This is a genomic window from Nocardiopsis valliformis DSM 45023, from assembly GCF_000340985.1.
Taxonomy (GTDB): Bacteria; Actinomycetota; Actinomycetes; order Streptosporangiales; family Streptosporangiaceae; genus Nocardiopsis; species Nocardiopsis exhalans.
Window position 1 is genome coordinate 172,565 of record NZ_ANAZ01000013.1, and the last position, 12,795, is coordinate 185,359.

The 12,795-nt window shown below is 69.0% G+C and carries 18 protein-coding genes; 11 read left to right on the forward strand and 7 right to left on the reverse strand.

From position 1 onward, the window contains the following. The first annotated feature begins 23 nt into the window (after nucleotides 1-23). Entirely contained in the window at nucleotides 24-734 is a 711-nt protein-coding gene (locus tag D457_RS0114535; RefSeq protein ID WP_026116656.1) for a DivIVA domain-containing protein, read from the forward strand. Between the two features lie 106 nt (nucleotides 735-840). Further along, the gene (locus tag D457_RS0114540) at nucleotides 841-1,773 is read left to right on the forward strand and encodes a M48 family metallopeptidase (RefSeq protein WP_152514242.1); all 933 of its coding nucleotides are present in this window, start codon (nucleotides 841-843) and stop codon (nucleotides 1,771-1,773) included. A 62-nt stretch (nucleotides 1,774-1,835) separates the two neighbouring features. On the opposite strand, the gene D457_RS0114545 is transcribed toward D457_RS0114540, so the two are convergent. Continuing rightward, complete coding sequence (locus tag D457_RS0114545; protein ID WP_017581398.1) at nucleotides 1,836-2,711, reverse strand: oxidoreductase; 876 nt, start codon at nucleotides 2,709-2,711, stop codon at nucleotides 1,836-1,838. 131 nt (nucleotides 2,712-2,842) lie between these two features. Here D457_RS0114545 and D457_RS0114550 point away from each other — a divergent pair, with 131 nt between their 5' ends. Next, nucleotides 2,843-3,256: a winged helix-turn-helix transcriptional regulator gene (locus D457_RS0114550; RefSeq protein WP_026116658.1), complete on the forward strand. Its 414-nt coding sequence runs from the start codon at nucleotides 2,843-2,845 to the stop codon at nucleotides 3,254-3,256. A 94-nt stretch (nucleotides 3,257-3,350) separates the two neighbouring features. Next, a complete protein-coding gene (locus D457_RS0114555) occupies nucleotides 3,351-3,611 on the forward strand; it encodes a DUF6504 family protein (RefSeq protein WP_026116659.1) in 261 nt (86 codons plus the stop codon). 502 nt (nucleotides 3,612-4,113) lie between these two features. Here the strand turns inward: D457_RS0114555 and D457_RS0114560 are convergent. Together D457_RS0114560 and D457_RS0114565 are read right to left on the reverse strand one after the other, a co-directional pair. Continuing rightward, on the reverse strand, nucleotides 4,114-4,584 hold the full coding sequence (locus D457_RS0114560; RefSeq protein WP_017581401.1) for an NUDIX hydrolase: 471 nt from the start codon (nucleotides 4,582-4,584) through the stop codon (nucleotides 4,114-4,116). A 36-nt stretch (nucleotides 4,585-4,620) separates the two neighbouring features. Then, nucleotides 4,621-5,199, reverse strand: a complete 579-nt coding sequence (locus tag D457_RS0114565; protein ID WP_017581402.1) for a GNAT family N-acetyltransferase — start codon at nucleotides 5,197-5,199, stop codon at nucleotides 4,621-4,623. 94 nt (nucleotides 5,200-5,293) lie between these two features. Between D457_RS0114565 and D457_RS0114570 the strand changes: the two genes are divergently transcribed. The 3 genes from D457_RS0114570 (at nucleotide 5,294) to D457_RS0114580 (ending at nucleotide 7,399) form a co-directional block, all read left to right on the forward strand. Further along, nucleotides 5,294-6,550 carry an ROK family transcriptional regulator gene (locus D457_RS0114570; protein ID WP_017581403.1) on the forward strand — a complete coding sequence of 419 codons (1,257 nt, stop codon included), beginning with the start codon at nucleotides 5,294-5,296 and terminating at the stop codon, nucleotides 6,548-6,550. Between the two features lie 292 nt (nucleotides 6,551-6,842). Continuing rightward, nucleotides 6,843-7,130, forward strand: coding sequence for a type II toxin-antitoxin system Phd/YefM family antitoxin (locus tag D457_RS0114575; protein WP_017581404.1), 288 nt, complete (start codon nucleotides 6,843-6,845; stop codon nucleotides 7,128-7,130). Next, a complete protein-coding gene (locus tag D457_RS0114580; RefSeq protein WP_017581405.1) occupies nucleotides 7,127-7,399 on the forward strand; it encodes a type II toxin-antitoxin system RelE family toxin in 273 nt (90 codons plus the stop codon). The genes D457_RS0114575 and D457_RS0114580 overlap by 4 nt, the downstream gene beginning before the upstream one ends. Before the next feature lie 34 nt (nucleotides 7,400-7,433). On the opposite strand, the gene D457_RS36660 is transcribed toward D457_RS0114580, so the two are convergent. Beyond that, complete coding sequence (locus D457_RS36660) at nucleotides 7,434-7,592, reverse strand: hypothetical protein (RefSeq protein ID WP_017581406.1); 159 nt, start codon at nucleotides 7,590-7,592, stop codon at nucleotides 7,434-7,436. A gap of 485 nt (nucleotides 7,593-8,077) precedes the next feature. After that, nucleotides 8,078-8,254, reverse strand: a complete 177-nt coding sequence (locus D457_RS36170) for a hypothetical protein (RefSeq protein ID WP_017581407.1) — start codon at nucleotides 8,252-8,254, stop codon at nucleotides 8,078-8,080. Between the two features lie 271 nt (nucleotides 8,255-8,525). On the opposite strand from D457_RS36170, the gene D457_RS0114600 reads away from it, so the two are divergent. Beyond that, the gene (locus D457_RS0114600; RefSeq protein ID WP_017581409.1) at nucleotides 8,526-8,762 is read left to right on the forward strand and encodes a hypothetical protein; all 237 of its coding nucleotides are present in this window, start codon (nucleotides 8,526-8,528) and stop codon (nucleotides 8,760-8,762) included. A 63-nt stretch (nucleotides 8,763-8,825) separates the two neighbouring features. Here D457_RS0114600 and D457_RS36175 read toward each other — a convergent pair whose 3' ends face one another. Then, nucleotides 8,826-8,996, reverse strand: coding sequence for a hypothetical protein (locus D457_RS36175; protein ID WP_017581410.1), 171 nt, complete (start codon nucleotides 8,994-8,996; stop codon nucleotides 8,826-8,828). A 329-nt stretch (nucleotides 8,997-9,325) separates the two neighbouring features. On the opposite strand from D457_RS36175, the gene D457_RS0114610 reads away from it, so the two are divergent. From D457_RS0114610 to xylA, 3 genes are all read left to right on the forward strand, one after another. After that, nucleotides 9,326-10,141, forward strand: a complete 816-nt coding sequence (locus D457_RS0114610; protein WP_017581411.1) for a GntR family transcriptional regulator — start codon at nucleotides 9,326-9,328, stop codon at nucleotides 10,139-10,141. A 246-nt stretch (nucleotides 10,142-10,387) separates the two neighbouring features. Beyond that, nucleotides 10,388-10,570, forward strand: a complete 183-nt coding sequence (locus tag D457_RS0114615) for a DUF397 domain-containing protein (protein ID WP_017581412.1) — start codon at nucleotides 10,388-10,390, stop codon at nucleotides 10,568-10,570. A 161-nt stretch (nucleotides 10,571-10,731) separates the two neighbouring features. Beyond that, entirely contained in the window at nucleotides 10,732-11,889 is a 1,158-nt protein-coding gene (gene xylA / locus D457_RS0114620; RefSeq protein ID WP_017581413.1) for a xylose isomerase, read from the forward strand. Nucleotides 11,890-12,035: 146 nt separating this feature from the next. Here the strand turns inward: xylA and D457_RS0114625 are convergent, their stop codons facing one another. Then, nucleotides 12,036-12,716 carry a hypothetical protein gene (locus tag D457_RS0114625; RefSeq protein ID WP_017581414.1) on the reverse strand — a complete coding sequence of 227 codons (681 nt, stop codon included), beginning with the start codon at nucleotides 12,714-12,716 and terminating at the stop codon, nucleotides 12,036-12,038. Nucleotides 12,717-12,795: the final 79 nt, after the last annotated feature.

The window sequence follows — 12,795 nt, forward strand, 5'->3', positions numbered from 1 at the left end:
CTACGAACGTCGTGAACTGCACAATGGGGACCATGCCTCTGACACCGGCGGACATCCGCAACAAGAAGTTCCACACGGTGCGCCTGCGCCCGGGTTACAACGAGGAGGACGTCGACGCGCTCCTCGACCGCATCGAGGCGACCCTGGTGGCACTGGAGGGCGGGCCGCGCAAGGGACCGCTGCTCACCGCGGACGAAATCCGCAACTCCCGCTTCCGCACCACCCGGATGAGCCCCGGGTACCGCGAGGACGAGGTGGACGACTTCCTCGACCTCGTCGTCGCCGACCTCGCCGGACGCGGCCTGGGACAGCCCGCGCCGCCGCCTCCACTGCCGCCGCACCCGGGACGGACCGGCCCCCAGCAAGCCAGTCCCGACCAGGGCCCGGCATACCCGGGGCAGCGCAGACCGGACCTGCCGCCGAACGCGCCCTCCGCGCCGATGTCCTCCCCCGGGCCGAGGATGGCCCCCAAGGACATCAGGGAGAAGCGCTTCGCCACCACCAGGCTGACCACCGGCTACAACGAGCAGGAGGTCGACGAGTTCCTGGACCGCGCCGAGTACACGCTGGAGGTCCTTCTCCAGGGCCGTCCTGACCGGGCCACGCTCACCTCGGCCGAGGTGGAACGAGTCCAGTTCGCCACCACCCGGGCCCGCCCGGGGTACGACCCGGCGCAGGTCGACCAGTTCCTGGACGAGCTCGCCGAGGAGTTCCGCCACCACGAGCGCCGCTGACCCCGAAACACGCCGCCTCCGCCACCTCACGCAAAGGAAAGCGGAAAGTAATATTTAGGCACAGGGAGTAGTCATCCTGAGCCGCGGGCGGCCTGAGGGGAGCAGCATGCCACACGTGACGCCGCAAGGGGAGTACTTCCCGGCCTGCGCGGTCTACGGAGTTTCCGGCTGCGACTCGGCGCCCGCGCGGTGGTCCGCGCCGCAGCCCTCACTGCACGGACACGCGCGTGAACTGTGCTCGGCGGACACCGACGAGGAGGTCGTCCCAGCAGCCGCGCATCCCTGGGAGAAACCGTTGCTCGCGCTGTGCGTGGCGGTGTCAGTGGGGTTGCTCGCGGTGGCGGTGAGGTTCGTGTGGTCGGTCTCGGGGTCGGTGCCGTGGACCGCTCTGGCACTGTTCACAGCACCTCTGACCTGCTGGTCGATGCGCGGACTGCGGTACGCCCGCGAGCGCGCAGAGTCGGTCAGGATCTCCCCCACCCAGTTCCCCGAGGCCTACCGGATGGTGGTGTCGCTCTCGGCGGACATGGGCCTGGCACGGGCCCCGGAGGCATACGTGCGGCTGGGTCCGGTCTCAGCGCGCGCCGACGCGGCCGCGCACGGGTTGCGGCGCTACCTGGTGCTGCCCGACGCGCTGTTCGACGGCGGCGGCCGGCTGCGCGACCCGGACGCCCTGGCCTTCCTCATCGCCCACCAGATCGGCCATGTTGCTGCCGGACACACCGGCTACTGGCGCCGGGTGGCCACCCTCGGCGCCGAACTGCTCCCGGGGCTGGGCGCAGCGCTCTCCCGCGCCGCCGAGTACACCGCCGACAACCACGCCCACGCGCACCTGCCCGAGGGGACCCACGCGGTCCGGTTGTTCGCAGGAGGGCCGAACCTGTACACACGGGTGAACATGGGCGAGATGGCCGCCCGGGCGGGCACCGACCGGGGGTGCTCCCTGCTCCTGTACCACCTGCTCTCGCGGCGTCCGAGCAATACACGAAGGATGGCCGCCCTGCGCGACCGCACCCGTCGTGGCCGGGTCTTCCTCTAGGGCGTGTCCGCCAAACACGCCCTAGCGACCAGGTGTTCCTCCGGTTGCCGGCCCGGAGCGGCTCAGCCCTTCACGATCTTCTCCAGTGTGTCAAGGTCCTCGCCGGACAGTGTCAGTCCGGCGCCGACGGTGTTCTCGCGCAGGTGTGCGACCGATGAGGTCCCGGGAATCAGCAGGATGTTCGGTGACCGGTGCAGCAGCCAGGCGAGGGCGACAGAGACGGGAGTGGTCTCCAAACGGCCGGCGACGGCGGAGAGCTCGGATGACTGCAGGGGGCTGAAGCCGCCGAGCGGGAAGAAGGGCACGTAGGCGACGTGCTCCGCGGCGAGCCGGTCGATCAGGGCGTCGTCGTGGCGGTGGGCGAGGTTGTACATGTTCTGCACGCTCACGATCGGCGCGATGCCCTGTGCCTCGGCGACCTGGTCAGCGGTGGCGTTGCTCAGACCGAGGTGGCGGATGAGGCCCCGGTCCTGGAGGTCGACCAGCGCCTCGAACGCCTCGGCGATCGGGTCCGGCTTGGGCCCCTCCGCGTCACCGAGGCGGAGGTAGACCAGGTCCAGGGTGTCGAGCCCGAGGGAGGCGAGGTTCTCCTCGACCTGGCGACGCAGCTGTTCCGGCCGCCGTGCGACCGGCCACCCGCCCTGTTCGTCCCGCTGGGCGCCGACCTTGGTCACCACGTGCAGTGATTCCGGGTAGGGGTGCAGGGCCTCGCGGATCAGCTGGTTGGTGATGCGCGGCCCGTAGGCGTCGCTGGTGTCGATGTGGGTGATCCCGAGGTCGACGGCCTCGCGTAGGACGGCGATGGCACCGTCGCGGTCGGCGGGCGGTCCCATCACTCCCGGGCCGGAGAGCCGCATAGCGCCGTAGCCGAAGCGGGTGACGGTCAGATCGCCCAGCGGCCAGGTGCCGCCGGGAAGTACAGGGGAGGGGGTGCTCATGCCTGGGGCCTTTCGTTCGGTCCGATCGCTGGTTCCTCTCGGTTCCTTCCTTCATACTGGTGGGGTAGCTTCCTTTCAGAAAGTAGGCACTTCGAAGTGCCCTGGCCACCTCGGGGTGAGTGGAGCTGAGCATGGGGACGATGTCGGCGGCCCAGAAGAGGGCCCAGGCCAAGATCGAGTACGACGCCTTCCTGGACGTGTGCCCGAGTCGGAAGCTGCTGGACCGGATCTCCGACAAGTGGGTCGCCCTGGTGCTGTGCGCGCTCGGCGGGGACGGGGAGCCCCGGGCCATGCGCTTCTCCGAGCTGTCCCGGACCCTCGCGGGCGTCAGCCAGAAGATGCTCACCCAGACGCTTCGGTCACTGGAACGAGACGGACTCCTCACCCGTACCGCGACCGCTACCGTGCCCGTCACGGTCTCCTACGAACTCACCGGGCTCGGCCTGTCGCTGCACCAGTTGATGGGCGGCCTGAAAGGCTGGGCCGAAGAGCACATGGACGAGGTACTAGCCAACCGCTCGGACCACGACACCCGGACCGGCTAGGGCCTGTTCGGGAAGTCAGGGGATGGCTGATCGCGACCCGCGCCACTCCTGGAAAACTTGACTTTTTCGAACGTGTGTTCGATAAGCTGTGGGGGTGAGTCTTCTGAACGAACAGATCGAGGTCCGTTCCACCGACCGTGGAAACCCCGCCCAGTTCACCTGGCGCGGCCATACCTTCCGGGTCCGCAGGGTCATCGGTGACTGGCCCGCGCGCCCCGAGGCTCCGGGCGTCCCGGCCACACAGATCCACCTGCTCCGCGTCTCGGCGGAGTCCGAGTCGGGTCAGCCCAGCATCATCGACATCTCACGCGACACCGCCTCGGACCGCTGGACCATGCGACGCCAGTGGAGCTAGCTCGACGTGCTCTGAGTTAGCCCAGGACCCATTCCTCGCACGCCAGGCACTCCGCCGTCGGCCTGCCTCACGGGCACCGTCGGTGGACGGCCCCTTCCCCACCCGCACGGCGCGGCCGGTCGTGTCGCGGCCAATCCTTCCCAGTGACGCAAGAGTGGCTCAGACGGGGCGGGAGCCGGGGCAGCTGTAGGAAGGCAGCACGAAAACGAACAGAACGAACCGGTGGGAGTGTCCCCAACCCGGGCTGGCGTGTGTCCGTTGCTTTCTTAACCCGCACATCCGGAGAGGGGCCCGAAAACGGTCGCGGGCACTCACCGGGCAGGAACCCGGCCCGGCCCACCAAGGGCGGATTCAACTGGTCGTCGCAACACCTCGTTGATCACACGGTTCAGCGCGCCGGGGGATTCTCCGGCGTCGTCGTGACTGCGACTGCGGCGCGCTGCATGACCGTCACGGCAACAGCGGGAAGACCGCGGGGCCAGGGTTTTGCGCCCCGGCGGGGTCAGCGCTCGTAGTAGGGCTGGCCCTCGGGTTCACGGGCCCAGCGGATGCGTTCGAGGATGCGCTCGGCCATCCGGGGCAGCTCATCCGGGCCGAACCAGGCCACGTCCAGGCTCTCATCGTCGTCGACCCTGATCCGACCGCCGACCGGACGGCAGCGGAAGGCCAGGTCAAGGAACTGCACCTGGTCGCCGTTGGGGTAGGTGTGCGGTTCCTGGCCGATGACGGTGGCCAAGCGCTCCACCTCGATCTCCACCCCGGTCTCCTCGCGTACCTCGCGGACCACCGCCTGGGCAGGCTGCTCACCCGGTTCGAGGATGCCGCCGGGGGTGGCCCAGCGGCCGTCGTCGGAACGCTGGTGCAGCAGCACCCGGCCTGCACCGTCGAGCACCACGGCGGTCACCCCCACCAGCGGGAGGAGGTCGTGGCCGACGTGCTTGCGCAGCTTCGTGAGGAAGTCGGGAACGGGCATGGCACCGACATTAGCGCCGGACCGGGTGGGGGCTGATCAACCGCGCCGTGCGCGGAGTTCGGCGTACTCGTGGTCGAGGATCGACATCAGGACCGCGTCGTGCCACTGGCCGTCCCAGCGCAGGTGTTCACGCCACACGCCCTCGCGAACGAAACCGGACCTGGCGTAGGACCGCTGAGCGCCGGTGTTGAAGTCGAACACCTCCAGGGCCACCCGGTGCAGTCCGGCGGTCTCGAAGGCGTACTCCAGGACCAGGTCGGTGGCCTCGGTGCCGTAGCCCTTCCCGGTCTGCGCCATGGAGTTGAGCCCGATCCGGTAGTGCGCCTCGGCGTTGGCCGGGTCCAGGTCGATGAGCGCGCAGTCCCCGAGGGCGGTGCCGTCCTCGGCGCGGATCAGCCAGTCGGCCCGGTCGTCGCGTTGCTCCCACGCGGTGAACACCCGGATCAGCTGTTCGGCGGTGAACTCCTGGTGAGTGCCGGTGAGCCTGCGCACCTGCGGGTCCATGTCCACCAACCAGGGGATGAGTTCCTTCCCGTTGGCGGGGCCGAGCGGTTCGAGCCGCACCCGCTCCCCGACGAGGGCGGGCTGGTCGCGGAAGACATCCGAAGGCACCATGATGGGGATCCAACCAGCGCCCCCACACGCGGGCAACGGGTTTTCGGCGGCAGGCCGCAGGCGTCAGGCAAGCGGCAGGTGACAGGGGGCACGGGTGGCGACCGGTACGGGCACGGTGAGTTTCCAGACCGTCCGGGAGACCAACATGCGCACCGTCCTGCGCACCGTGCGCGAACTCGCCCCCTGCTCGCGCGCCGCCGTCGCCGCGACCACCGGGCTGAACAAGACCACCGTGTCCAGCCTGGTCACCGACCTCACGGCGCGCGGTCTGGTCCGGGAAACCGGCGAGACCTCGCAGCGCCGGGTGGGCCGCCCAGGGGTCCTGTTGGCCCTGGACGACCGGTCGGTGGCCGCGATCGGTCTGGAGGTCAACGTCGACTACCTGTCGGTGGTGGCGGTGGACCTGCTGCACCGGGAGCTGGTGCAACGACACGTACCGCTGGACGCCCGGTCGGCCGGGGCCCTGGACTGCGCGCACCGGATCGCGGACATCCTGCGGGAAGTCACCGAGGGCCCCGAACTGCGCGAACGCTCGGTGCTGGGGGTGAGCGTGGCGGTCCCCGGGCTGATCGACGCCCCCTCCGGCACGGTGAAGCGTGCTCCCAACCTGGGCTGGCGGGACGTCCCGCTCCGGAATCTGCTGCGTTCCCGCCTGGCCGACTCGGCGCTGTCCGGGGCCACGGTCCTGGTCGACAACGACGCCAACCTGGGTGCCATGGCCGAGTACCGGTTCGGGCCGTTGGCCGGGCTGCCGGACCTGGTGTACGTGACCGGTGAGGTGGGGATCGGCGCGGGGGTGCTGACCGGCGGTGAGCTGCTGCGCGGCGCGGGCGGGTTCGCCGGGGAGATCGGGCACCTGGAGCTGGCCCCGGAGGGCCCGGAGTGCTCGTGCGGGCGCCGGGGCTGTCTGGAGGCGGTGGCCGGGATCGGCGCGATCCTGCGTGCGGCCCTGCCGGACCTGACCGCGGACCGGCCGTTGCACGGGCGCGAGGTCGCAGACCTGGTCGAGGTCGCAGTGGATCGGGCTTCGGCGGGTGAGAGCACGGCCGTGGCGGCACTGGAGCGGGCCGGAACCTGGCTGGGTCGCGGGGTGGCGACCCTGGTCAACGTGGTCAACCCGGGCGCCGTGGTGCTGGGGGGCTACTTCGTGCCGATGGCCCCGTGGCTGCTCCCCCGGTGCCGCGAGGCCGCCCGCGCCCACTCCTTCGCCGAGGAGGCGGGCGGCTGCCAGGTGGAGCCCTCTGATCTGGGAATGAGCGCGGCTTCCCGGGGCGGCGCCGCCGTGATGATCCACGGCCTGGACGCGGGAGACCTGCCATTGCCCCCGCAGCTGCCGCTGCCGCTGCCGTAGGGGGAAGCCGGGCCATCCGGAATCGCTCCTGCTCAGCCAGCACCAGCAGCCTGAGTTCGTCGCGTTCGTGCCAGACCGCGGCGATATCGCCCGCCGGGGTCTGAGGGGATTCGGGCCGCGACGCCCCTCTCCCCTCCAGCCCCGCAGGCCCGAGGCCGACACCCGTGGAGTCCGCATCCGCTACGACCCCGGAGCCACGGGCTGATACTGCGCTGGCAAACGTCTGTTGCCCAACGCAAAGAATCACGCCAATCACGCCAGATAGGCGTCTATCTGGGGCATGTTGGAGAACATGAGCGCCCGCACCAGCGACCCGCACGAGCTCTCCGTGACCGAGGCGCGTGACCACTTCTCCGAACGCGTCAACCGCGCGATCTACGGCGGCGAGGTCACCTTCGTCACCCGCGGCCGCAACCACCAGCGGGCCGCCGCGATCGTCCCGGCCAACCTGGTCGAGCACTACGAGGAACTACTGGACGAGCGGGACGCCCGGATCGCCGCTGAGCGCCTGGCCGACATCGAGACCGGCCGCAGCCAGACCATCTCCCTCGAAGACCTGGAGCGGAAGCTGAACCTGTGACCGACCAGGCCTACGCGGCCCGTTTCGACACCCCAGCTGCCAAGCAGGTGGAAAAGCTCGACAAACCAGTGCAACGGCGGGTGGTGGACAAGGCCCGTGCCCTGGCCAAGGACCCGCGCCCGCCCGGGTGTGTGCGCATCAAGGGGGCCGTGGACCTGTGGTGGGTCAGAGTAGGCGACTACCGGCTCGTGTACACGATCCGTGACGGGGAGCTGTTGGTGCTCGTGCTGAGCGTGGCGCACCGCAGCGAGGTCTACCGGGACCTGTGATCCCGTAACGGCGAAAGGCCCCGCACCCACTTCTTCAGGTTGAGTTCCAGTGGTCGTCGCAACACCCCACCTCTGAGTTGGCGGCGTTGAGGGCGGACAACGCGCAGCGGCTGGCGAAGCTCGCGGTGGGGCGTTCGCCGTTGGCGTGGATGCACGAGGCGCGGGACTCGAAGCCCTCGAAGTAGGTGGACATGCAGGACGGGATCCGGCGTGTGTGAGCCCCGCTCACGCGGGGATGGGCCGGTCCGCGTGTACTGGCCGCCGTACCCTCACGAACCCCCGTCTGTCAGACCCTCGGTGAACTCGTGGCCGCGTAGTAAAAGGGTCGGCGCCACTCCCCCCGAACGTGGCGGGCGGCGCCGACCCCACGGTCCGCAGGATGGGCCTCCGAACGGACCGTGTGGCCACCCTCGGGTCCCCTCCCGGCCCGGGGTAGCCACAACGCCCATCACAGCAGCCCACAGGGTTGCCCGGATAGACCCGCGGGGCGCAACGGTGACCATGGTCCTGGAGGCTCGTGGCCATGGCCCCGGGTGCCGCATCCCACGCATCAGCCGCATCCCGCGCACTCTGCTCGCGCGCTCTACACGTAGTCGCGGCGCTCCCGGGGGGGGCAGGGTGTTGCGACCACCGCCAGAGCTCAAGGCGGCAGTGCGGGGCGGTCTTGTTCGACCGGGCCTACATGAGGTCGGCGCGGCGGGCCAGGATGTGCAGGGTGGCCACCCCTACGGCCAAGCCACCCCAGATGACCCAGAGCCACCAGGCGGTGTTCTGGGTGACGATTCCTGTGATGAGGGCGACCAGGGCGAATGCGAGGGTGCCCCAGGAAATGAGGACGGCCGTTCGAGTCGTCATGCTTGCCTTCCTGTGAGGAGGTTGGGGGTCCGCCTTTACAGCTTCTGACGGCGGTGGCGCTGACGGTGGCGTCCGGTCATGTGCTTCCCCTGCCCGCTTCGGGGCAACCCTGGATGAACCGGACCAGCGCCAGCAGGAGGACTACGTCCGCGATCGCCAGCGTGACCACCTGGAAGAGTGTCACCCTTTTCACCTCCCCTCTACTCTGTCGCACCTATGAACACATAGGGGCCCCTAGAAGTTTTTCCCAGGGGTCCCTAGAATCTTGTGCATGGACACCACTTCCCTCACCCACCTGACCGAACAGCTCCGAGCCATCACCGACCCTGTCGATCGCACCCGCGCCGCAGCGGACCTCATCGACGCGCTCAACCACGCCCAGAAGGAGATCAAGACGATCCGCGCCGAGGCCGTCGCTGATCTGCGCCCTGGGCGATCCATGCGCGAGGTGGGCGAGATGATCGGCGTCTCCACCGGCCGTGTGGACCAGATCCTCAAGGGCAAGTAGGGACCACGACGAAAGCGCCCCCGCTCCGCCGAGTGGTGGAGCGGGGGCGCGGTGCGACCGCGCTTATCGGGTGCGCGCGTAGGTGATGTTCAGCCCGATCGTGACGGCCAGGATGACCGCCATGGCCGCCCAGACCCACCAGATGATGCCGGTGGTCAGACTGCCGACCAGGATCACGATCACAGCCGCGACCACGGCCACGTTGTGGGTGAGCAGGATTTTCTTGGCGTCCACCTGGTCTCCTTAGCTCGGACAGGTTCAGGTATCGCGGCACGGGCGAACTCCTGTGTCAGGCACCGGATGGAAAGTCCGGCGGGACAGGTCGTCAGGGGGCACCGCATGACCGTGACCGCCAAGCCAGACCATGCGGCGCCACGCTCAGATCCGGCGGCCTCGGGCACACTGGATGTGTGACCGCCAACCGCTCCGCCACCTGCACGCCGACGACGAAGCATCGACTTTATAGGGGCCAAACCCTCGCGTGCGACGACAGTACCCCCTCTTCCAGCGAGCACAATAGGGGGGCTAAAGTTCTGGTGGAGTAATCGAAGTGAGGATTCGCCTTGGACGCAAGGACACTGCACGACATCGCGGCCACGCCGGACCCCCTGGACAGAGCTCGTGCGGCTTCCGCCGCCATGACCAGCTTGCAGGGGCAGAGCGTGGAGCTCTCGCGAATCCGCCGAGGAGCCATCATCGAGGCGCAACAGGGCGGCATGCGCCAAGAGGACATCGCTCGCCACCTGGGCGTGTCCCCGGGGCGCGTGTCCCAGATGAAGAAGGCGGGCGGCGAGGAACCCGGCCACAAGGCCCCGACCGGCCCTTTGGGACCCCAGCCCCGAGTGCTCGTCCAGCGCGCGCTGCCGACTCCTCCGAGCACACGCGGTTCCAAGTCGCTCTACCTGACCGAGGCCGCACAACAGGGCCTGACCCCCGACCGCAAGATGCTGTTCGTCGGCCAGGAGCCCGCGAACGAGCACGTCGCACAGGGATTGCGGGTCGAACCGGGAGATCCGGTCATCGCCCGCCGCAAGATGTTCTGGGCCAACAGCGTCCCGGTCAGGATCTCGACCTCGTACTTCCGCGTGGACGTCGGCGAGAACACCCGACTCGACGGCGAAGGGTTCGTACTTCCCACATTGCAGGCCGCCATCGAGGATCTCGGGCACCGTTTCGACCACGCCGTGGAAACCCTGACAGCGCGTCCCGCGACCCCCTACGAAGCCGACCTCCTGGAGATCCCCGGCGAATGGGTCGTCCAGGTGCTCAGGGTCAGCCACTCCAGCGAGGACACCCCGATCCACGCCCTCGAAACCATCTGTGCGGCGTCCCGGCACACCTTCTCCGTGGGCCAGGCCGTCGGCAGCGACCAATTCTGATTCCGCGACGAGCGGCTGGCGAAAGTTCCCCGCCAAGGCGAACGTAGGAGCCCCGACCACATGCGGTCGGGGCTCCTACGTTTGACTCCAGCGGAACCTTACCCCGAGCGGCCCGGGGCGGGAAGTGCTCTTACCTGGCCGTAGGCGGTCAGGGATTCGGGACGTTTTCCCCTGAGGGCGGGGCGCGGCCTTGGGCAGGGCTGTGCATGAGCAACCGGACTCCTACCTCCAGCGAAGGACTCAGCCATGCACCTCCCCAGCGAAGACCTCACCTTCCGCAAGTCCTCCTACAGCGACCGGAGCGACTGCGTCGAAGTCGCCGGTCTACCCACCGGAGCAGTCGTGCGAGACACCCAGAACAGGGATCTCGGGCACCTGGTGTTCGAGACCAGCGAGTGGACGGCGCTCCTCGATTCCGTTCGCAAGTAGCCCCCAAGTTCAGAGAAAGGCCCTGGTCAGAGGATCGGGGCCTTTTTCGCACCCACTCGGAACCCTCCTTCTGCGCGGTGCCCGTTGACAATTAGTTGTGACTCTAGACAAACTGATCGCGTCCGGGACCCTCCGCGGATCGATCACCCTCAGGAGCGCGCATGACCGACTACCGGCCCACCCCCGAGGACCGCTTCACCTTCGGCCTGTGGACCGTGGGCTGGCGCGGAGTCAACACCTTCGGCGACCCCGTCCGCCCCCCGCTCGACCCGGTCGACGCCGTCCGCCGCCTCGCTGACCTCGGCGCGCACGGCATCACCTTCCACGACGACGACCTCATCCCGCCCGGCAGCTCGTCCACCGAACGGGACGCGATCCTCCAGCGGTTCCGGGGCTCCCTGGACGAGACCGGCCTGTCCGTCCCGATGGTCACCACCAACCTGTTCACCGACCCCGTCTTCCGCGACGGCGGGTTCACCTCCAACAGCCGGGACGTGCGCCGCTACGCGCTGCGCAAGGTCATCCGCAACATCGACCTCGCGGTCTCCTTCGGGGCGAAGACGTACGTGTGCTGGGGCGGCCAGGACGGCGCCGAGACCGAAGCCGGAAAGGACGACCACGCCGCCCTGGACCGGCTGCGCGAGGCCTTCGACGTGCTGTGCTCCTACGTCCGGGAGCAGGGCTACGACCTGCGCTTCGCGATCGAGCCCAAGCCCAACGAGCCGCGCGGCGACGTCCTCCTCCCCACGGTCGGCCACGCCCTGGCCTTCATCAACGAGCTCCAGCACCCCGAGATGGTCGGGGTGAACCCGGAGGTCGGCCACGAGCAGATGGCCGGACTCAACTTCGCGCACGGCGTCGCCCAGGCGCTGTGGGCGGGCAAGCTCTTCCACATCGACCTCAACGGGCAGCGCGGCGTCAAGTACGACCAGGACCTGCGCTTCGGCGCGGGCGACGTCAAGGAGGCCTTCTTCCTGGTCGACCTTTTGGAGCGCTCCGGTTACGAAGGCCCCCGGCACTTCGACTTCAAGCCGCCCCGCACCGAGGACATGTCCGGGGTCTGGGAGTCCGCGGCGGGCTGCATGCGCAACTACCTGATCCTCAAGGAGAAGGCCGCCGCCTTCCGCGCCGACCCGGAGGTGGCCGCCGCCCTGGCCGCCGCACGGGTCCCTGAGCTGGCCGAGTCCACGCTCTCTCCGGGTGAGAGCATCGCGGACCTGCTCAAGGAGGACCTGGACCTGGAGGCCGTCGGCCAGCGCGGCTACCACTTCGAGCGGCTGGACCAGCTCGCGCTGGAGCACCTGTTCGGCACTCGCTGATCCCGGAGTCCTCACCGGCTCCCCGTCCCGGGCCGCATGCCGGTGCGCCCGGGGCGGGGTCGCCCCGCGGGACAGGGGGCACCCCCGGGACGGTGTACCGCCGTCCCGGGGGCGCTGGGGGCTCAGGCGAGCTGGGCGATCAGGGGTTAGCCGCTACCGACCAGGTAGCGCTCCGCCTCGTCGGCGATCCGGCGGTTGTCGTAGAGTTCGGCGAAATCCCGGGCGCGCTGACGGTAGCGCTTGACCCAGGGGCCGAGAAGAACCGGGTAGGACAGGAACACCAGCGTCAGCGAAACCTGCTGCCAGAAGGTGGAGTCGGCCCCGGAGACCGTGTAGGCCAGGGCCGCGAGCAGGGCGAAGAACGCGGCACCGATCAGGCCCATGGCGTTGACGAACTTCGGAGAGTTGACCTTGGCTTCGGCCTGCGCCGCGACCACGCGGGCAACCCGGTTGACCTCCTCGCGCTCGTGCAGACCGCCGCGGCGCAGCTGGCGCTTGGCCTCCAACAGGTCCACCGGGTCGGTGTCTGACGCGAGGGTGGACGTGCCGAGGGTCTTTCGCATGAGCTTGGGCATCAACAGGATCATCAGCGCGCCCATGACCACCATCGGAACGACCAGTCCGAGGAGCAGCGGAAGCAGGAGCCTCCACTCGCCGATCAGGAATACACAGAAGAGCAGCGGGGGCAGCATGAACAAGGGGAAACCGATGAGGACGGCCCTGACGGCGTAGGCGCGCGGGTTGTTCTGCGCGTAGATCTGTACCCGGCCGAACAGGGCCCTGGGATGTCGGTAAGCGGAACGGGGGTGTGCCGTGTGCTCGTTCATGTCAGAACCCTTACCCAGAGCCCTCGTTACCAATCCGAGATTTTTTGGGGCGCCTTTCCGATACTTGACTCTGAATTTG